The sequence below is a fragment of the Leptolyngbya sp. PL-A3 genome (assembly GCF_039962325.1).
Lineage (GTDB): Bacteria > Cyanobacteriota > Cyanobacteriia > Elainellales > Elainellaceae > Vacuolonema.
Genome location: NZ_JAMPLB010000006.1, coordinates 1 through 20,958, shown reverse-complemented (window position 1 = coordinate 20,958; position 20,958 = coordinate 1). Strand labels below are relative to the sequence as shown.

Sequence of the window (20,958 nt, the reverse complement as noted above, 5' to 3'; positions counted from 1 at the left end):
TGTACTTAACGCACTTGCACATTGCTATATTCACGGTATTTCATCAATTGAAATGAAAGCCAATATAGAGAATTGGACGCTTTCTTCAAACTCCATAAAACACCTTAATCTCCTGTAAAAAATCGAAAACCAGCATGTTTAGATTTGACAAAGTGTAATCCGTTACGTTTGTAAAATCCTGGGAAAGCTTTATAAAGACACCTCAGATAATGTTTGGAAGATGAATCCAAATACCTCGTTGAATGCTTATTCGATACCTTTTCTAGAAGCGAATTTGAAGCAGTTGAATGATACTGGTAAAATTTTCTCAGGTTCCATGACAATACACAGTGTAGAGGGAGCTTGTCATGAACCACCTTTAATTTTGTTAGCAGACGATGATAGATTAACGCGTACCATTCTCTGTGAGGCTTTGCAGAAGGAAGGCTACCGGGTTGCAGAGGTGTCCGATGGGCAGGCATGTTTAGAAGCTTACAAGGCCGTTCGCCCTAATCTAGTTCTTCTAGATGCCATGATGCCTGTGATGAATGGGTTTGATTGCTGTACTCGGTTACTCACTTTACCCGGCAGCCATCACACTCCTATTTTGATGATTACAGGTCTAGATGACCAAACATCGGTTGATTGGGCATTTCAGGTTGGGGCGACAGATTATGTCACCAAACCAATTCACTGGTCAGTATTGCGTCAACGGGTACGAATTCTAATTGAAAAATCTCAGCTTTACCAGGAGCTTGAACAAGCCTATGACAAACTCAAGCTGGTAGCTTCAGTAGATAGCTTGACGCAAGTTTATAACCGTCGAGTTTTTGATGAGTATCTTGATAGTCAGTGGCAGAATCTGCTCAACGAACAATCTCCTTTATCACTGATTTTAGGAGACATTGATGAGTTTAAAGCTTATAACGATACCTATGGCCACCAGGCAGGGGATTATTGCCTACACAAAGTTGCGAGTGCTCTCAAGCAATCCATCAAATATCCAACTGATTTGGTTGCTCGTTATGGAGGAGAAGAGTTTGCAGTCGTTCTTCCTAAAACTTCTGCAGCGGGTGCTGTTCATGTAGCAGAGACGATTCAAACCCAGGTGGCTGCCTTGAATCTTGCTCATGTTGGGAGTTGCACGAAGAAGCACGTCACCATTAGCCTGGGTGTCGCCAGTACAATTCCCAGTAATGAATCCTCCGCAGCTGCCCTAGTTCGGGCCGCTGATAAAGCTCTCTATCAAGCGAAAGCACAAGGAGGCAATTGTGTAATTTTTAAGAACTAACACGTAATTTACCTATAGAGCGACAGTATGTTTTTTGCTGGGATGCCTGTGCATCAGGCATCCCAGCAAAAAACATACCATCTTGTAGAGGGGAGGTGTCCCTTCCGCAAGAACTAATTCCAGAAGCAAAAAGTCAACAAAATTAGGAGATCGAGTATGTATGGATTAGTGAACAAAGCGATCGAAGAAATGGTATGTACTCAATTTGGAGAGACAACCTGGGAAACAATTAAACAGGAAGCATCATTAACAGATATTGATTATTTCATTAGTATGAATGCTTATCCTGATGATGTAACGCACCGGCTTGTTCGTGCAGCCTGTAAGGTGCTTGGTATGTCGGCAGAAGAGATTCTGCAAGCCTTCGGCGAATATTGGGTAACGTATACGGCTGAAGAAGGCTATGGTGAAATGCTGGCCATGGCAGGAGATAATCTCCCGGAGTTTCTCGAAAATCTGGATAACCTGCACGCCCGTGTAGGATTGAATTTTTCTAACCTAAAGCCACCTTCATTTGACTCGACGTCAGTTGATCAAAGTACGTTGCAATTAGACTATCATTCGACCCGTCAAGGTCTGGCCCCGATGGTTATGGGCTTATTAAAAGGACTGGGTCGGCGGTTTAAGACTGAGGTGGATGTAACGCAGACGGGCGATCGCACTACCGGCGCAGACCACGATACTTTTCTCATCAAATATCGGTAGTTGACTGAGAGGAAAAGCGTAGCTCTTCCTCTCCACCAAAGATTCATCAAATTAATTTAGGAGAATAGCCGCTCTATGGCTTCTACGCATTTGAGCCTACCGTATCAACAGTTTATGGCGGCTTTTCCATTCCATGTAGCTATCGATCGCAGCAATCGTATTATTCAACTGGGGCAGGTTTTACAGCGACTCTATCCTCATTTATTGGTTGGGGAACGGTTAGAGCAGCATTTCCAAATTAACCGCCCAGCTATCTCTAGCAACTTTGATGCGATCCGAGAACAGGCAAATTCGTTATTTTTGTTAGAATCGCTGCACAATGGCATGCAGCTCAAAGGGCAAGTTATATCCGTTGAACAGCCTGAAGAAGCATTACTCTTCCTGGGTTCTCCCTGGATTAATGATTTAGCTGTCTTAAAAACCTTTGATTTAGCCCTGAAAGATTTTGCGATTCATGATCCTGTTGCCGATTATTTATTTCTGCTACAGGCCAAAAATACAGCTTTGTCTGACGCGCATAAGTTAACCAGTAAACTTACTGAACAACGCGCCACTCTGCGAGAGAGTGAAGCAACCATTCGAACCTTATATCAAATTACTTCCTCTAACCAGCTTACGTTTGATGAGAAACTTCAAGAACTACTGGCTCTGGGACGCCGTCAATTGGGCCTGGATATAGGAGTTCTGTCTCATGTGACGGGCGATCGCTACGAAGTAATCCTGGCTCTTTTGCCTCAAGACGCCAAGATCAAAGGTGCTATTTTTGACATCAACCAGACCTACTGTCGTGAAACATTGCAGGCAGAAGAAGCTGTTTGTCTTGAATCGGCTGAAACATGCGAGTTGTATAACCATCCGTGTTATTCAACCTTTAAGCTAGAATCCTATATTGGTGTTCCGGTGACTGTGGCAGGCCAAGTTTATGGAACGCTCAATTTTTCAAGTCTTTCTCCCTACCCTAAGCCGTTTGCAGCCCTGGATAAAGAACTTTTGAAGTTGATGGCTCAATGGATTGGTAGCGAGATAGAACGCCAACAGATTGCTGATAATTTAGCATGTACTCGTGACCAAGCGTTGGCGGCCAGCCTGGCAAAAAGTGAATTTCTCTCTACGATTAGCCACGAAATCCGCACACCGATGAATGCGATCGTGGGTATGACAGGATTGCTGCTGGATACAAAGTTGACGACAGATCAACGAAATTTTGCGGAAACCATCCGCAATAGCAGCGACACGTTGCTCATTATCATTAATGACATTCTCGATTTTTCAAAAATCGAGTCTGGCAAGCTTGATTTTGAAATACAACCCTTTGAGCTACGAACTTGTATTGAAGAATCTCTTGATCTATTAGCAGCACAAGCCGCTGAGAAAAAATTGGAATTAGCTTATCAGCTTGATCCACAAATTCCGCCGATCATTAAAGGCGATATCACTCGCTTACGCCAAATTCTAGTCAATTTGGTCAATAATTCCGTTAAGTTCACCCACGTTGGTGAGGTGATTACCTCAGTTTCAGCCCAAAAGGTAGCTAAGGAAGATAGTTCTGGGGATTCTGACTACGAAATTACCTTTGCGGTCAAGGATACTGGGATTGGGATTCCCCCAGAACATCTTGAACGTTTGTTTAAACCCTTCAGCCAGGTTGACTCCTCGACGACTCGTAAGTATGGAGGCACTGGACTGGGTCTGGTGATTTGCAAGAAGTTAGTCGAGATGATGGGGGGTAAAATTTGGGTTGAGAGCCAACCCGACCAGGGCTCAACCTTCTATTTCACAATTACGGCTCAAGCTGCCTCTGATCAACCTGTTGTAGGGTACGGTACGCCTCAATTGGACTTGGCTGGGAAACATCTGCTGATTGTGGATGATAATGCTACCAATCGACAAATTCTGACACAGCAGGCAGAGTCTTGGGGCATGATTCCCTACACGGCAAAATCTGGGGCAGAAGCCCTGGATTGGTTGAATCAGAGAAACCATTGTGACATGGCGATTCTGGACATGCAGATGCCTGAAATGGACGGGTTAACTCTGGCAGCCGAAATCCGGAAGTGCAGTTTATTGAAGTCGCTTCCGCTAGTGATGCTCACATCAATGAGCAAACCTGAAAAAATTGACCAGGGCGATGACGTCAATTTTGCCGCTTTTCTCAATAAGCCTCTTAAGCAATCGCAATTGTTTAATGTGCTCACTCAAATCTTAGGTGGTCAACGGGTTAAGATTCAGCAATCCTCTTCCAAAACGTTGGAGATCAGCCATTTGCTTCTCGCTGAAAGAGCACCTTTGCGTATCTTAGTAGCAGAAGACAATCGAGTAAATCAAGAAATAGCTTTACGGCTACTGCAACACATTGGTTATCGTGCTGATGTTGCAGCGAATGGATTAGAAGTGTTAGAAATTTTGCGCCGTCAAACCTACGATGTGGTGCTGATGGATGTAAATATGCCAGAAATGGACGGCCTAACAGCGACGCAGCATATTCTGGAGCAGTGGGAGGTTGATGTCCGGCCTCGTATTATTGCCATGACGGCGAATGCGATGCAGGGCGATCGCGAAAACTTCTTGAATGCTGGAATGGATGACTATATTAGTAAACCAATCCGAATTGAGGAGCTTATCCAGGCACTTAATAAATGCCAGTCTCGATGTTGTCTACCAATTGATGAGATTGAGGTTAATTCTCCCCCATCTTGTGAAATTTATGATGGTGATTTAAGACGAGACGATGTTATCGACTCCAAAATATTGCAAGACTCTCTTAATATGATGGGCGGAGATCCTGCAGAAACTTTGAAGCGTCTGGTAACACTTTTCTTTGAAGATGCTCCCAATCTCGTACAATCGACAATTCTAGCTATAGAGCAAGCAAATCCATCTGGTTTAGCCCAGGCTGCACACACTCTAAAATCTAGCAGTGCCGTCTTTGGCGCCATTCCATTCTCGCAGTTATGCCAACGGCTCGAAACATCTGGTCGTATTGGCAACTTAACAGGTGCTTCAGAACTACTCATGCTCTTTAAAGAGGAATATAGAAAGCTTGAGGACATTCTCCGGATGGAATGCCATTCCCATACCCGACTATGATCCGTCTGCGATCGCAGTTTACAAGAAGGGCATTCCAACTATTTCTAAAAGCCAATTGATTCCACCAGAAGAGATGAAGGCGTTTCTGAGTGTAAATCCTTGTGGTAGGGACGTTGTATACAACGTCCCTACCACAAGGATTTTAAGGACTGACTCGACATTCACTCATGTCACCGTAGAAAGAAAACCCACACAAAATCTGTAGGAATACCTGTAGATACTGTTTTGCCTTCTGTTGGTCAAGCCCCTTGACCAACAGAAGGCAAAACAGTATCTACAAGCGTTTTGAATGCAAAAAAGGGGCGATCGCCCACAATGACGATCGCCCCGCATTAAATGCCGCAGAATATCTGCGGCTAAATCGTAACCTTAGTAGTCGAAGTCGCCGCCCATGCCGCCGCCAGCGCCAGCGCCAGCTGCTTCCTTGGGTTCGGGCTTGTCAACAACGATGCACTCGGTGGTCAGCACCATGCCAGCGATGGAAGCTGCGTTTTGCAGCGCAGAACGGGTTACCTTCGCGGGGTCTACGATACCAGCTTCGAACATGTCGATGAACTTGCCGTTAGCGGCGTCATAACCCACGTTGAAGTCTTGCTCTTTCACGCGCTCAGCGATCACAGCACCGTTTTGGCCTGCGTTCTCAGCGATCCGCTTCAGAGGAGCGGGCAGCGCACGAGCCACGATCAACGCACCAGTCAGCTCTTCGTTGCTCAGGTTGGCGTTTGCCCACTCTTCCAGGGAAGGAGCCAGGTGTGCCAGGGTGGTACCACCACCGGGAACGATACCTTCTTCAACTGCAGCCTTGGTTGCGTTGATGGCATCTTCCAGGCGCAGCTTACGATCCTTCATTTCGGTTTCGGTTGCCGCACCCACTTTCACCACGGCTACACCGCCGGAAAGCTTAGCCAGACGCTCTTGCAGCTTCTCTTTGTCGTAGCTGGACTCAGTCTCTTCAATCTGACGACGGATTTGCTCGCAACGGGCCTTCACCTGAGCTTCGTTACCTTCAGCAACGATGGTGGTGGTGTCCTTGGTCAGGGTGATGCGACGAGAGCGACCCAGCATTTCCAGCTTGGTGGTGTCTAGCTTGAGGCCGGTGTCTTCGCTGATAACTTGACCGCCGGTCAGTACCGCGATGTCTTCCAGCATTGCTTTACGGCGATCGCCAAAGCCAGGAGCCTTCACAGCAGCCACGTTCAGCACACCCCGCAGGCGGTTAACCACCAGGGTTGCCAGAGCTTCTTTCTCGATATCTTCAGCGATGATCACCAGAGGACGACCGGCGCGAGCTACTTGCTCCAGCACGGGCACCAGATCTTGTACCAGGGTGATCTTCTTGTCGGTGATCAGGACGAAAGGCTCATCCAGCACTGCTTCCATCCGCTCGGTGTCGGTAGCGAAGTAGGGAGAGATGTAACCTTTGTCGAAGCGCATCCCTTCAGTGACCTCCAGTTCGGTGGTCATGGACTTGCCTTCTTCCAGAGAGATAACGCCTTCGCGACCCACTTTGTCCATTGCTTCTGCAATCATTTGGCCGACTTCTTCGTCGTTGCCCGCAGAGATGGAACCAACTTGAGCGATCGCTTTGGAATCTTCAACAGGACGTGCGTGCTCAGCAATCTTCTCAACGAGGAACGCGGTGCCCTTGTCGATACCACGCTTCAGGGAGATCGCGTTAGCACCAGCGGCTACGTTACGCAGACCTTCTTTAACGATGGCGTGAGCCAATACGGTCGCGGTGGTGGTACCGTCGCCAGCTGCGTCATTGGTCTTAGAAGCGGCCTGACGGATCAAAGATACGCCGGTGTTCTCGATGTGGTCTTCCAGTTCGATTTCTTTGGCGATGGTGACCCCGTCATTCACGATTTGGGGAGCACCAAACTTCTTCTCGAGAACCACGTTACGACCTTTGGGGCCGAGGGTTACTGCAACTGCTTCAGCCAGAATATCGATCCCTTTTTCCAGGGCGCGACGTGCGTTTTCGTTGTAAATGATGCGCTTAGCCATAGTTCCTCAGTGAAATTTTAGAATTGTGATTTTGGATTTTCGAATGAAGGGGTTGAGCGAGTTTCGCCTTAGATCTGGATTTTGATTGAGTTCAATCTAAAATCCAAAATCTAAAATCCAAAATTACGAAACGATAGCCAGAATGTCCTTCTCAGACAACAGCACATACTCGTCGGTACCCAGTTTGATATCGGTTCCGGCGTACTTGGAGTACAGCACTTTGCTACCTACTTCAATATCGATGGCCTGACGAGAGCCGTCGTCATTGCGCTTACCAGGGCCTACTTGCACAACTTCACCAACCTGAGGCTTTTCTTTCGCAGCATCAGGCAGGAAGATACCGCCAGCGGTCTTTTCTTCCGATGCACTTACTTTCACAAATACTCGATCGCCCAACGGTTTAACCGTAGAAACGCTCAGAGAAATAGCAGCCATAGAACCTCTCCAAACGATTGACTAGAATTGATAAGGTGAATCTGAGATAGGCTGGCAGGAGAAAACCCAGGAGCATATGAGGAATGGCACTCGGCCATCTCGATCGCCTTCAGCTGACCGCAGCTAGTGGACAGTTATCAGCGATTGCTCCGGTGGAAGTCCCTTGTCACTTTAGCACTCTCTCCACCTGAGTGCTAATTTAGCGGAGTAAGGTGACTCTCAGCAACTTTCTTCTATGTACGGTTTACCGTACGGATTATGTCGGAAGGGCGATCGCGAGTTCTAGAAGCCTTTGGGGAAAACTTAATTCTAAGTACCTAAATTCTTGCTCTATAAAGCTTCTAGCCTATAAACCGAGCTTGTCCCTTGGAAAAGCGCTTCCTCATACATCTATCTTAGGGGGAATGGCTTTTTTGCAGTAAGATGCGTGGGTACGGGGCAAATACCATGGTTTAACAATGTACAAGGCACCTCAGCCTAAATTCTTACAGTCTTTCTGGAACGACGCCTTTAATCTGGAGCACCACCTGGCAGAGTTTCTCCAACTCGATCCACAAACGCTTTCCCAACAATTGGATGAGCGCCGCTATGCGGTAGCCGATGTTAGCCATCACTTTGATTGGGAACTCGTAGCCGACTTTTATGAGCATCAGGTGGGTTCAGCTTATCTGTTTGAACTGGCAGCCTGGCATCTTACCAGCCGCGACTATATTGGCTCAACTTTGGCGCTGATTGCAGATCAAGCAAAGGGGCACGTTCTCGACTTTGGTGGCGGCATTGGAACGCATGCGATCGCGGCTGCGCTCTGCCCCGATGTCGAGCAGGTTACCTATGTCGACATCAACCCCATCAATCGGGCTTTTGTTCAAACCCGTATTCGAGACCTGGGCCTTGAGAAGAAATTACACTGCTTGAGTGAGTTGGATTTAACACAATCCTTCGACACCATTCTCTGTTTTGATGTGATTGAGCACCTATCCAATCCCAGCCATCAACTGTTGGAGTTTCACAAAGTCCTCCAACTGGAAGGTTGTGTCATCCTCAACTGGTGTTTTTTCAAGGGGTACAACAACGAATATCCAACGCACATGGATGATCCGGTTGTGGTCAATACCTTCTTTCAGACTCTCCAGCACAATTTCTTAGAGGTTTACCATCCTCATCTGATTACGACTCGCTGTTATCGCAAAGTAATTCACAGTTCGTTGTAATCAAAAACCAAGTGCTATGGCAATAGGCGGCTGAATTTTCAGTGCCAGAAAATGAAAAAGGGGCGATCGCTATGACCACCCCAGCAGCGCAGATTTGGAGCAAGTTGGAGGTTCGCAGTCCAGAAGGCTGAAACTTTTCAACTCGATGTTTTTAGGATACGGGTGTGAATGAAATTCTTCATTCACCTTTTGTGCTTGAATTAATGCCGAAATCCATGGGAGAAATTTCGCAAAAGCGATCGCTCTCCCACGGTTTTATGCTTCTACTGATGCCGAAAACTGTATTGCTGCTCTGGTGTCAAAGCCATCAACCCTCTATTGATGCCACTCAATACGGCCAACAGAGAAGCGGTGACGATACTGCTGTGGATACCGACGCCATGTATGGTGCCGGGTAACCAATCAGCAGCGAGTTCGACAATGGCGATCGCATCCGCACCACTACCCTGGCCCAATGCTCGCTCCTCATAATGGTGAATGCGAATGTCCATTCCCAGAGCATGAACGAAGGCATCAATGGGGCCATTACCAGAGCCTTGCAAGCTGATGGGTTGCCCGTCGCGTTCAACCGTAACCTGAATTGAGGGCGGTTCTGTCTCATCGAGCCAGTGATGCTGCACATATTTCATCGACTGGCTGGCCTGGAGGTATTCGCGTTCGAACAATTGCCACAGATCGGCAGAGGTCATCTCCTTGCCCGTTGCATCCATGGCTTGCTGCACCACACGGCTAAACTCGATTTGCAAACGGCGAGGCAGGCTCAGGTTGTAATCCCGCTCCAGCAGGAAGGTAATGCCACCTTTACCCGACTGGCTGTTGACCCGCACGACAGATTCGTAAGTACGGCCTACATCAGCGGGATCGATAGGAAGATAAGGAACTTCCCAGTTAGCATCAGGTTCTTGTACCGCCAGTCCCTTGCGGATTGCATCCTGGTGAGAACCGGAGAATGCGGTGAAGACGAGATCGCCGACGTAAGGATGGCGAGGATGAATGGGAAGTTGGGTACAATCTTCGACGGTGCGTGCAACTTCGTTGATTTGGGAAAAGTCCAGACCGGGATGAATGCCCTGGGTGTAGAGGTTGAGGGCCAGGGTCACCAAATCCACGTTGCCAGTGCGTTCACCATTCCCAAACAAACATCCTTCAACGCGGTCGGCTCCCGCCATTTGTGCCAACTCTGATGCTGCAATACCACAACCGCGATCGTTGTGTGTATGCACACTTAACACGACATTTTCGCGGTAGCGCAGGTGACGGTGCATCCATTCCACCTGATCGGCAAAGACGTTGGGGGTAGCAACCTCTACGGTAGCGGGAAGATTGATGATCGCTTTGCGATCGCTCGTCGGTTGCCACACATCCAACACAGCATTGCAGATGTCGCGTGCAAACTCTAGTTCTGTTGCTGTGAATGTTTCTGGTGAATATTGGAAACGCCATTCGGTATGCGGTTGCTCAGCGGCTAAATCACGAATTAACACTGCGGCTGATACTGCCAATTGAATGGTTTGTGGAGGGTCAAGACGAAAAACCGTACGACGAAAGACGGGAGATGTGGCGTTATAAACGTGAACAATGGCTTTTTTCGCGCCGCGTAAAGACTCAAACGTGCGGCGAATTAAATCCTCTCGCGCCTGAGTCAAGACTTGAATGCTGACATCCTCCGGTACGCGATTTTCCTCAATCAGTTTGCGTACAAAGGAGAAGTCGGTGTCAGAAGCGGAAGGAAACGCAACTTCGATTTCCTTGAAGCCAATCGCCACCAGCATTTCGAACATGCGCAGCTTGCGCTCGACAGACATGGGTTCGATGAGCGCCTGGTTGCCGTCGCGCAGGTCAGTACTGAGCCAGGTCGGGGGCTGGGTAATGGTGCGGCTGGGCCAGGTGCGATCGCTCAACTGAACAGGTGCAAAGGGGCGGTATTTCGCAGCAGGATGAGTCAACATAGTTAATCTCTAAATGGTTTTACTTCGGTATCGATGACATCGGATCGCGGCGCTTACGAACATGGGGTTGCCAGGTTGCCACTGCATCCAAGCCTGACACCCCACCCACAGTCGCAGTCCAAGGTTAAGCCGTAACGGAAGTTGTAATTGCATGGGTATTCTCCAAAGCAAACGTTGAGCGGTTGCGAGAACTGATGCGCTCGCTTATTTGAAAGTGTGTGGAATACAAGGAATGAGAGTTCTTGTAGAACTCAATTCCTGAGGCGATCGCGACACCTGGAGCTTGAAGGCGATCGCATTCAGAACTTCTTAACCTATTCAGGGCATTACGCCTTTATTTCAAAAATTTAGTTGCGCCCAAGGCGCAGCAGCAGCCCCAGCCCTAGTAAAAGGCTGGTAAGCGGGGTGAGGAGTCGCTGCTGGCGTTGCATCAATGGCGTTGTAATAGTACTCATTCGAATAGTAGCCGGGCTGAGGATTGCCGTCAAGTCAGGTTACCGAGCGATAACGGTAGCTCCTATCAATAGGACTTACGTATTCTTATTGGGTGCGAAGCGCACGGCACACAACAAGAATACGTAATAACAAGTAAGGTTAAATGCACACAACAAAAAGCAAGGTGACGCTTTGCGTCACCTTGCTTTTTGTTGTGTGCATTTAACACGACATGATATAAGTCCTGATCCCGTTGAACCGCAATCCTGAGGAGAACTAGCTTCAACCTTTACCCCACGATGAGAATTGCGTTTTAACCTTCCTGGCCATAACCGTATTTTTCCGGAAGCCATCGGCTTACATGTGTAGTAGGCCTATATGCTTAGTATATTTTTTGACGCATCAATAATGTGAGTGCGTAACATTAACTACTGAGTCTTTATATTTATTTCTTCTCGTAGTATGAAGTAGAATGCCTGAGATGCCCGACAGGTAGGCATTCCAAGCTTTTTGCGCACTATCTTAAGATAGATTACTCTATAAAATTTACGTGAAAACTGACTGTGTAACTCGTTACGGTACGGAGAGCACGTGTTATTTGTAGGTTATCAACCTGGAGTAATACATAGGCTAGGCCCAGGATGGCCGGAAGATTTCAGAGGACCCAGTAGAGACTGCTTCCTTTGAGATCTACCAATTCCTTTTATGTATTTGCGTAGTGCCCTGAATCTGATCCAGATAACCAGGGCGATAACTGTGTGCATCTTCGATACCCAGCAACTACGGACATTGCTTTTTCAAGCTATGTCCGAATTTCCCCTGGCTTTTGTCTGGGGTATTTGTTCGGTGGGTTTATCGGCCTCATCAAATGCCACTTAAATACAATCTTCACCTCCCTAGAGAAAGGCAACTTGCATGACTTCAGATTGCGTTGTGTCACTTAACCAAGCAAACACCACTGCTCTTGCTCAGAAGCAATACAGCTTGTCAGTCATGACACATCAAGTGAGAACTTCTTTGAAGCTTCATACTCAAACATCTTATTCAGAGGTAGTACAGGGCGCTCGCACGGTTCGCTCTGTACTCGTTGTTTTTGATCAACGGGTTCAAGATTTAGATACCCTTTATAGTGCACTGTTGCCAGGGGCGATCGCCTACACCCTCAATGACAACGACGATGCATTGCTGATGATCACGCAATTGCTGGCAGAGACGGGTGTGAAGCAGTTGGCGATCGTGGCTCACGGGGAGCCCGGAGTTGTTCAGATTGGCGCGAACCCTCTGAATCTTGAGCAGTTACAGGCAAAGGCTCACCTGCTGCAAGAGTGGGGTGTGGAAGAGATTGCGCTGTATAGCTGCGAAGTCGGTCAGGATGTTCGCTTTGTTGCAGAACTGGAGCGGCTGAGCGGAGCTAAGGTTGCAGCAGCAACAGGCAAGGTTGGTGCTGCGGCGCAGGGCGGAAGCTGGGAATTTGATATTGGGACATATAGTCAACCATTCAATCCAGCCATTTTATGGCAGTATCCAGCAGTCTTAGCAATCACTGGACTAACGGTTAATGGAACAACATGGAATAATGATTCTTTCATTAACAGTGCTGAAGATAACTCAATCACTATCTCAGGATCGGTAAATCAGACTGGAACTTCTGGGCAGGATGTATTACTCGTTGTTTGGGGTACTGTTAGCGGTACTAGAACTGCCCTCTATTGGCGAACAATCGATCGGAATAGTGACACAGGTAGTTGGGATACCACGCTAAACCTTGAAACTATTCTTGGTACAAGCTATCAAGGGCTCCTTACGTTTGAAGTTTATCAGGGGACTGCTAGTGGAAACGGAAATTCAGGAAATTATACTGGCACACCAGCTAATATTCCTGGAAGAACAGGTGGAGGTCAGGGAGCCACTAACTTTAGTTACAACTCAACAACATTAAATAGTGGTAACAGTGTTAATTCCAATACTCTAAGTGTCAGTTCATCAGCTTATACATTTGATACTGCTGCTCCTACGGTAGCTGTAACGGATAACGTTCCTGGTACTGCCAATCTATTAACTACCAGCATTGCCTATACCTACACCTTCAATGAGGTAGTCACAGGACTAACCGCTGATGACTTCACCGTTACTAACGGCACTATCATAAGCATTACAGGCAGCGGCACGGCTTACACTATTAACGTCACACCCACACCTGGAATTGCCAGTGGCAATATTAGCCTTGCGCTGCGTACCAATGCTGTTACTGATGCAGCCGGGAATTCTAATACTGCTAGCACTAACAATACTCAGGCGATCGATACTGTTGCTCCAACGATCACCTCTGGTAATGCAGGAACGGTAGCTGAAAATGCGGCGACCACAACTGTTATCTATACCGCTGCAGCAACAGATGCGGGTTCCATCACCTACAGCCTGAGTGGCACAGATGCTGGTCTGCTCAATATCAACCCAACCACTGGTGTTGTCACGCTGAAGAATTCGGCAGACTTCGAAACCAAGAGCAGCTATAGCTTCAATGTGGTTGCAACGGATGCAGCGGGGAATGCTTCTGCACCGAGAGCTGTTGTGGTGAGTGTCACCAACGTTGATGAAGTGGCTCCCACCATTACCTCCGTTGGAACAGGCTCAGTGGCAGAGAATGCTGCTGTGAGCACTGTCATCTACACGGCTACTGCGACTGACACCGACTTTGCTCCTGGTACCCAATCCATCACTTACAGCTTGAGCGGCACAGATGCAGCACTGCTGAACATCAATAGCAGTACAGGTATCGTCACGCTGAAGAATTCGGCAGACTTCGAAACCAAGAGCAGCTATAGCTTCAATGTGGTTGCAACGGATGCAGCGGGGAATGCTTCTGCACCGAGAGCTGTTGTGGTGAGTGTCACCAACGTTGATGAAGTGGCTCCCACCATTACCTCCGTTGGAACAGGCTCAGTGGCAGAGAATGCTGCTGTGAGCACTGTCATCTACACGGCTACTGCGACTGACACCGACTTTGCTCCTGGTACCCAATCCATCACTTACAGCTTGAGCGGCACAGATGCAGTACTGCTGAACATCAATAGCAGTACAGGTGTCGTCACGCTGAAGAATTCGGCAGACTTCGAAACCAGGAGCAGCTATAGCTTCAATGTACTTGCTACGGATGCGGCAGGGAATGCTTCTGCACCGAGAGCTGTTGTGGTGAGTGTCACTAACGTAGATGAAGTAGCTCCCACCATTACCTCGGGTGCAACGGGCTCCATCAATGAGAACGTCCCTGCGGGTACCGTCATCTACACCGCAACTGCAACTGACTCTGCTGATATCTCAGCTGGAGTCACCTTTAGCCTCTCTGGTGCAGATGCTGGATTGCTAGAAATCAATCCAACTACCGGTGCTGTCGGCCTGAAGTCGGGTGCTAACTACGAAGCGAAAAACAGCTACTCGTTCACGGTTCTAGCTTCTGATGGTGTCACCCCAGCAACTTCTAAGGATGTGACCATCAGTGTCAACAACCTGGATGAAGTGGCTCCCACCATCACCTCGGGTACTACCAGCTTTGTAGATGAGAATGCTGCTGCGGGTGCGCTCATCTATACAGCTACTGCGACTGACGCGGACTTTGCTCCTGGCACCGAGTCCATCACCTACAGCTTGAGTGGTACTGATGCAGCACTGCTCAACATTGACCCAGCAACAGGTGCTGTCACCCTGAAGGATGCAGCTAACTACGAAGTCAAGGCCAGCTACTCATTCAGTGTCATCGCAACGGATGCAGCAGGTAATGTATCTGAGCCCAAGGCAGTTACGGTTAATGTGAACAACCTGGATGAAGTAGCTCCCACCATCACCTCGGGTGATGGAGTGGCCATCACTGAGAATGCTGCTGCGGGTGCGCTCATCTACACGGCTACTGCGACTGACACGGACTTTGCTCCTGGCACCGAGTCCATCACCTACAGCTTGAGTGGTACTGATGCAGCACTGCTCAACATTGACCCAGCAACAGGTGCTGTCACCCTGAAGGATGCAGCTAACTACGAAGTCAAGGCCAGCTACTCATTCAGTGTCATCGCAACGGATGCAGCGGGTAATGCATCTGAGCCCAAGGCAGTTACGGTCGATGTGAACAACCTGGATGAAGTAGCTCCCACCATCACCTCGGGTGATGGAGTGGCCATCACTGAGAATGCTGCTGTGAGCACTGTCATCTATACAGCTACTGCGACTGACACGGACTTTGCTCCTGGCACCGAGTCCATCACCTACAGCTTGAGTGGTACTGATGCAGCGCTGCTCAACATTGACCCAGCAACAGGTGCTGTCACCCTGAAGGATGCAGCTAACTACGAAGCCAAGACCAGCTACTCATTCAGTGTCATCGCAACGGATGCAGCAGGTAATGCATCTGAGCCCAAGGCAGTTACGGTCGATGTGAACAACCTAGATGAAGTAGCTCCCACCATTACCTCAGGTGATGGAGTGGCCATCAATGAGAATGCTGCTGCGGGTGCGCTCATCTATACAGCTACTGCGACTGACACGGACTTTGCTCCTGGCACCGAGTCCATCACCTACAGCTTGAGTGGTACTGATGCAGCACTGCTCAGCATTGACCCAGCAACAGGTGCTGTCACCCTGAAGGATGCAGCTAACTACGAAGCCAAGACCAGCTACTCGTTCAGTGTCATCGCAACGGATGCAGCGGGTAATGTATCTGAGCCCAAGGCAATTACGGTCAATGTGAACAACCTGGATGAAGTGGCTCCCACCATCACCTCGGGTATTGCCAGCTTTGTAGATGAAAATGCTGCGGGTGCGCTCATCTACACGGCTACTGCGACTGACACGGACTTTGCTCCTGGCACCGAGTCCATCACCTATAGCTTGAGTGGTACTGATGCAGCACTGCTCAGCATTGACCCAGCAACAGGTGCTGTCACCCTGAAGGATGCAGCTAACTACGAAGCCAAGACCAGCTACTCGTTCAGTGTCATCGCAACGGATGCAGCGGGTAATGTATCTGAGCCCAAGGCAGTTACGGTCAATGTGAACAACCTGGATGAAGTGGCTCCCACCATCACCTCGGGTACTACCAGCTTTGTAGATGAGAACCAGAATACTCTCTATACTGTTGCGGCAATTGACACCGATTTTAATACTCCGGCTACCGTTAACTCAGTCACCTACAGCCTTAAGTCTGGAGTGGGTGATGCCAACCTGTTAAGCATTGATCCAGCGACTGGGGTGGTTACTCTAGCTAGTGGCAATCTCGACTATGAGACTAAGCCTAGCTACAGCTTTACGGTGATTGCGACGGATGCAGTAGGCAATACCCGTGAGCAGGTAATTACCGTAAATGTCAATGACATTAACGAAATACCTGTTGACACCACACCACCGGATGCTCCAGTCATTGCTGCTGTCGCGACTGACAACATCGTTAACAGTGCAGAGAAAACTGCAAGTATCGTGGTCTCTGGTACGGCTGAAGCGGGTAGCACCGTCAATGTCACCTGGGGTAGCACTACCCTGACTACAACAGCGGACACAGCCGGTAATTGGAGCCGCACCTTTACGAGTGCTCAGGTTCCTGGTGATGGCACCACTACCATCAGCGCTACAGCAACCGATGCGGCTGGCAACACCAGTACGACCAGCACACAATTGGTTCTCATTGACACCCTTGCACCCACTGCACCCACTATCAATCCCATTGGCGGAACAGATAGCACAGTGAGTTCTGTTGCAGGAGACGCTGGTATTACTGGAACTGCAGAAGCTGGCAGTACTGTAACGCTGAGATTCGGTAACACTGTTTTAGGCACGGTAACCTCTGATACTACTGGTTCTTGGTCCTATACATTGACTCCTGAAAACATCACGGCCATCGGGCAGGGTTCTGGTAAGAGCATTACAGCTACAGCAACCGATGCAGCAGGTAACATCGGCCTTGCCTCTGCACCTCGCACGTTTGCAGTCGATACGATCGCCCCCAACTCCCCAGCGATTATCAACGTTACAGATAATGTTGGTACGATTCAGGGGCCTGTTGCGAATGGCGTGAGCACTAACGACACATCCCCTACCTTTGTCATTAGTTTGGCGAATACTGGTGCGGTTCCTGGCAATAGAATAAGGCTGTTCAATGGCTCTACTCAAATTGCCACTTTGACAATCAATGCAACTCACATCGCAGCGGGAAGTGTTGCGATTACCCCAGCAACACTCATGCAGGGTAGCTACTCTATTACAGCGACAATTACAGATGCCGCTGGCAACCAGAGCCTTGCTTCTACTCCTCGCACGTTTACTATTGACACCACCGCTCCGGCTGATCCAGTGCTCAACGTGGTTGCTGGAGATAACCGGATCAATGCTGCAGAGAAGGGTGCAGGCGTTACAGTCTCAGGTACTGCTGAGGTCAACAGCACCGTCAACATTACCTGGGGTACCACGACGCTGGCTACCACAGCCGATGCTAGTGGAAACTGGAGCCGCAACTTTACCTCTGTTCAAATTCCGGCAGATGGCACGACGACCCTTAGTGTTCGGGCAATCGATGCAGCGGGCAATCCGAGTGCTCCTATCACACGTTCCATTCTGGTTGATACTATTGTGCCGGTTGCTGTCGCCAATACAATTTCCAGCCTTAGCAGCGATACTGGTACGCTGGGTGACTTCATCACCAATGCGGCTACTCAGACCGTCAGGGGATCCTTCACAGGTAGGTTGACTACGGGTGAGTCGATTCAAGTGTCTGCTGATGGTGGAACCACTTGGAGAACCGCAACGCTCAACACCGCGAACAACACGTGGAGCGCTGCTAACGTAACCCTACAAGCAGGGGCAAACACGCTCATCACTCGTACCGTTGATGTGGCTGGCAACGTTACTTCTGGTGCATCGAGAGCTTATACGCTCGATCAAATTGCTCCTGTGGTGTCGACAGCGATCGCCTCCCTCAGCACTGACACGGGTGCGGCCGGTGACTTCATCACCAATGTTGCAAGTCAAACGGTGACGGGGGCCTTCACGGGTACGTTGGCGGCGGGCGAATCGATTCAGGTGTCTGCCAATGGTGGAACCAATTGGGTAACGGCCGTAACCAATGGCTCAAACTGGACGGCGTCAGGTATCACACTGCTGACAGGGGCGGACCGTCAGCTTACGACCCGTGTCATTGATGCAGCTGGTAATGTCACTGCAGGTGCATCCAGAGCTTACACGCTCGATACGACTGCCCCTGTAACGCCCGCTATCACCGGTTATACGGCAACCAGCATTATTGGAACTGCAGAAGCAAACGCAACTGTTCTACTGTCGACGAGTGCTAGCAATCCGACTAGCTTTGCAACAGCGGCTGTGGCGAATGCGACGGGCAATTACACACTCGATCTTGCTAGCCTGGTAGGCTCGACCTCTGGTACTAGCTACTACCTGTACTCTCAGGATGTAGCAGGCAATATCAGTACGGCTGCTAGCGCTCGACGAGTTGTTGTTGGAACCGGTGGTGCTGACAGCTTAACGGGTGCTGGGGGGAATGCCAGTGATCTCTTAGTGGGGGGTGCTGGAACTGATACGGCTGCGTATGCTGCCACAAACGGAGCGATCGCCCTCACAGGTCAGATAAACTCTGCTACTGGCAGTGTGAATATCAATACCGCGAATATCGATGTTCTGACGGGTATGGAGGCACTGCGACTGACTGGCACGGCCTATACTGGGCTCGGAAATGGCACTAATCAGTTGAGAAATACCGTTCAGACGGCTCTGACGAATAACTCAATTGCAGCCTTTACCGGGGTTTATAATGCATCAAGTGGCGCCTTCACGTTTGGTGTCGGTGCAGGACAAACTGCAAATGCTACTTTAATTGCTTTCGATGCCAACGCAGGAAATGGAACCAATTATGAGGCATTCCTGCTCCTGGGTAAAACTACCCCCACGGGTGCTATCAGCTTGAATGCTGGAGCTGTTACTTTGGGCAACCTCTAGGTTCTGGTACTCAGCGTAACCAGTTGAATGGTTACGCTGAGCCAACTCATCGCTTGTTTCTTAGTAGTTCAACTTCATTTAACATAGACCTCAAAGGGTGTGCCGTCCGCTTCGCGGAGCATACCCTTTGAAGTTTGAAGGTGCTGTAAGGCGCTTCCTGCTTCACACCACCATTTCTGTAACAGTCAAGACTTACAGCGTTTTTCAAGCGCTTAAAACCTGGTTGTTTTTGTGAGAGCCGCGCGGAGCGGGGCTCTCACAAAAACAACCGTGTCTGACTCAAGCGCAAGGCGCTGTATGTGTTGTGTGCTTTACGCACTACACAACACATGAGTGATTTGAATTAATGTGATGTAGACTCACAGCTATTCAAGGATGTTTTATAAATTAGACTGAAGCCTATTTTCAAGGTTAATTTTTTGTGGGCTTTACGTACGAGAAAAGCAACTTTTCAGTCAACTTTAAAACATGCTCTAGAAGGAACTTCTCCTCAGTCTGTAATGATGGATAGAGAGGAACCAATAATGCCCGAGTTCACTGATGAAATGAAAGTCTAGAATTCCTTCTTATCTTCTATAGATAATTTCTCCTATCATTACCTTGATTTTGCGTGCGCTTCGCGTACGCAAAATCAAGGGTTTCAGAAAAACTGTCCAGAGTATTGCCCTATGGGATATATGTAAAAACTTCTAAGTAATCTTCTGTTATATGGAAACTGTGTGTTATTCGTTGTATCAACCTGGAGTAATACTTAGACCATACTGGCGCTGGTCGGGGGGAGAGGACACAGCAGATGCTGCTTCCCTTGAGACCTACTAGGGTGTGTTCTAAAGCTGGCTGAAAGTTTTTTTTGCGCTTTGTGCAAGAAAACAGCCTCTTAAGCAAACCCTAGTTTTTATGTACTGTCTGTGCACTGAAGCTCCCTTCTGGATAGTTAGGGTAGTGCTTTTCCGCATGCTAGATACCTATTAACTGCTGAATAGTGCTTTCCCAAACCATGCCTAGCATCCCCCTGAGCTCTTGCTTGGGGTATCTGTTTAGTGGGTTTCTCAACTTCAATTTCAATCAGTTCCTACATCTTGACCGGAAGGCAGCTCGTATGACTCCAGCTTGTGTTATTTCACCTCATCAAACGAATACCACTGTTCTTGATGGAAAGCGATACACCTCCCCAACCATGGGTATTCAAGTTAGAACTTCTTCAAAACCTAATACTCAAGCTTTCTGTTTAGAGCTGCTTCAGGATAAAGCTTGCGATCGCCCCCTACTCGTCGTTTTTGATCAACGGGTTCAAGATTTAGACACCCTTTATGGGGCACTGTTGCCGGGGGCGATCGCCCACACCATTGATGTCAACGAAGATGCATTGACGGTCATTACACATTTATTGGTAGAAACAGGTGCAAAACGGTTGGCGATCGTGGCTCACGGGGAACCCGGTGTGGTTCACGTGGGCGCAAAGCCGTTGAATTTAGAGGAATTGGACGCGCAAGCTTTCCGGTTGAAGGAGTGGGGTGTAGAAGAGATTGCCCTGTATAGCTGTGAGGTGGCGAAGGGCGATCGTGGGGAGCAGTTCATTTATTTGCTCGGTGAGTTGACTGGAGCAGCCGTAGCCGCTTCGTCTAGCAAAGTAGGCAACTCCTTTTTGAGCGGCAATTGGAAGCTAGATGTTGCTACCAAAATTGTGAGAGTGATCAGGATTTTGTGTAAGCGGTCTAAAATCCCCTTAATTCAGGAGACCGCATCATGGCACGAAAGAAAAAAGAGACTAACCGCGTGGATGAGATGCTCGATGAGCTGTTGGCAGACTGTCAGACGCCAGAGGATATTCTGGGCGAATCGGGGTTACTCAAACAACTGAGCAAACGAC

The 20,958-nt window shown here is 48.7% G+C and carries 9 protein-coding genes and 2 pseudogenes; 7 read left to right on the top strand and 4 right to left on the bottom strand.

All coding sequences use genetic code 11. From position 1 onward, the window contains the following. The first annotated feature begins 316 nt into the window (after positions 1-316). The 3 genes from NDI52_RS06915 to NDI52_RS06905 all read left to right on the top strand — a co-directional run bounded on the left by NDI52_RS06915 (position 317) and on the right by NDI52_RS06905 (position 5,062). Positions 317-1,270 carry a PleD family two-component system response regulator gene (locus NDI52_RS06915; RefSeq protein WP_190770298.1) on the top strand — a complete coding sequence of 318 codons (954 nt, stop codon included), beginning with the start codon at positions 317-319 and terminating at the stop codon, positions 1,268-1,270. Between the two features lie 156 nt (positions 1,271-1,426). After that, positions 1,427-1,975 (top strand): heme NO-binding domain-containing protein, encoded by a 549-nt coding sequence (locus NDI52_RS06910; RefSeq protein ID WP_190770297.1) that lies wholly within the window; start codon positions 1,427-1,429, stop codon positions 1,973-1,975. Between the two features lie 75 nt (positions 1,976-2,050). Further along, the gene (locus NDI52_RS06905; RefSeq protein WP_190770296.1) at positions 2,051-5,062 is read left to right on the top strand and encodes a response regulator; all 3,012 of its coding nucleotides are present in this window, start codon (positions 2,051-2,053) and stop codon (positions 5,060-5,062) included. Between the two features lie 369 nt (positions 5,063-5,431). On the opposite strand, the gene groL is transcribed toward NDI52_RS06905, so the two are convergent. Next, the gene (gene groL / locus NDI52_RS06900; RefSeq protein ID WP_190770295.1) at positions 5,432-7,069 is read right to left on the bottom strand and encodes a chaperonin GroEL; all 1,638 of its coding nucleotides are present in this window, start codon (positions 7,067-7,069) and stop codon (positions 5,432-5,434) included. Between the two features lie 123 nt (positions 7,070-7,192). Continuing rightward, entirely contained in the window at positions 7,193-7,504 is a 312-nt protein-coding gene (groES, locus tag NDI52_RS06895) for a co-chaperone GroES (RefSeq protein WP_190770294.1), read from the bottom strand. A 458-nt stretch (positions 7,505-7,962) separates the two neighbouring features. Here groES and NDI52_RS06890 point away from each other — a divergent pair, with 458 nt between their 5' ends. Next, positions 7,963-8,715 carry a class I SAM-dependent methyltransferase gene (locus NDI52_RS06890; RefSeq protein ID WP_190770293.1) on the top strand — a complete coding sequence of 251 codons (753 nt, stop codon included), beginning with the start codon at positions 7,963-7,965 and terminating at the stop codon, positions 8,713-8,715. Positions 8,716-8,978: 263 nt separating this feature from the next. Here NDI52_RS06890 and leuA read toward each other — a convergent pair whose 3' ends face one another. Together leuA and NDI52_RS06880 are read right to left on the bottom strand one after the other, a co-directional pair. After that, positions 8,979-10,664, bottom strand: a complete 1,686-nt coding sequence (gene leuA / locus NDI52_RS06885) for a 2-isopropylmalate synthase (RefSeq protein WP_190770292.1) — start codon at positions 10,662-10,664, stop codon at positions 8,979-8,981. A 9-nt stretch (positions 10,665-10,673) separates the two neighbouring features. Then, a complete protein-coding gene (locus NDI52_RS06880) occupies positions 10,674-10,817 on the bottom strand; it encodes a hypothetical protein (protein ID WP_206758162.1) in 144 nt (47 codons plus the stop codon). 1,299 nt (positions 10,818-12,116) lie between these two features. Between NDI52_RS06880 and NDI52_RS06875 the strand changes: the two genes are divergently transcribed. The 3 genes and pseudogenes from NDI52_RS06875 to NDI52_RS06865 form a co-directional block, all read left to right on the top strand. Then, positions 12,117-19,088, top strand: a complete 6,972-nt coding sequence (locus NDI52_RS06875; protein ID WP_348256328.1) for a cadherin domain-containing protein — start codon at positions 12,117-12,119, stop codon at positions 19,086-19,088. 997 nt (positions 19,089-20,085) lie between these two features. Next, positions 20,086-20,757, top strand: a pseudogene (locus NDI52_RS06870) (DUF4347 domain-containing protein); the annotation flags it as partial. 77 nt (positions 20,758-20,834) lie between these two features. After that, positions 20,835-20,958 (top strand): annotated as a pseudogene (locus NDI52_RS06865) (IS256 family transposase); the annotation flags it as partial.

What these genes read in the sequence shown, in the direction of transcription:
- NDI52_RS06915 (WP_190770298.1), top strand. Translation starts at nt 317, where the DNA reads ATGACAATACACAGTGTAGAGGGAGCTTGTCATGAACCACCTTTAATT.
- NDI52_RS06910 (WP_190770297.1), top strand. Translation starts at nt 1,427, where the DNA reads ATGTATGGATTAGTGAACAAAGCGATCGAAGAAATGGTATGTACTCAA.
- NDI52_RS06905 (WP_190770296.1), top strand. Translation starts at nt 2,051, where the DNA reads ATGGCTTCTACGCATTTGAGCCTACCGTATCAACAGTTTATGGCGGCT.
- groL (WP_190770295.1), bottom strand. Translation starts at nt 7,069, where the DNA reads ATGGCTAAGCGCATCATTTACAACGAAAACGCACGTCGCGCCCTGGAA.
- groES (WP_190770294.1), bottom strand. Translation starts at nt 7,504, where the DNA reads ATGGCTGCTATTTCTCTGAGCGTTTCTACGGTTAAACCGTTGGGCGAT.
- NDI52_RS06890 (WP_190770293.1), top strand. Translation starts at nt 7,963, where the DNA reads ATGTACAAGGCACCTCAGCCTAAATTCTTACAGTCTTTCTGGAACGAC.
- leuA (WP_190770292.1), bottom strand. Translation starts at nt 10,664, where the DNA reads ATGTTGACTCATCCTGCTGCGAAATACCGCCCCTTTGCACCTGTTCAG.
- NDI52_RS06880 (WP_206758162.1), bottom strand. Translation starts at nt 10,817, where the DNA reads ATGCAATTACAACTTCCGTTACGGCTTAACCTTGGACTGCGACTGTGG.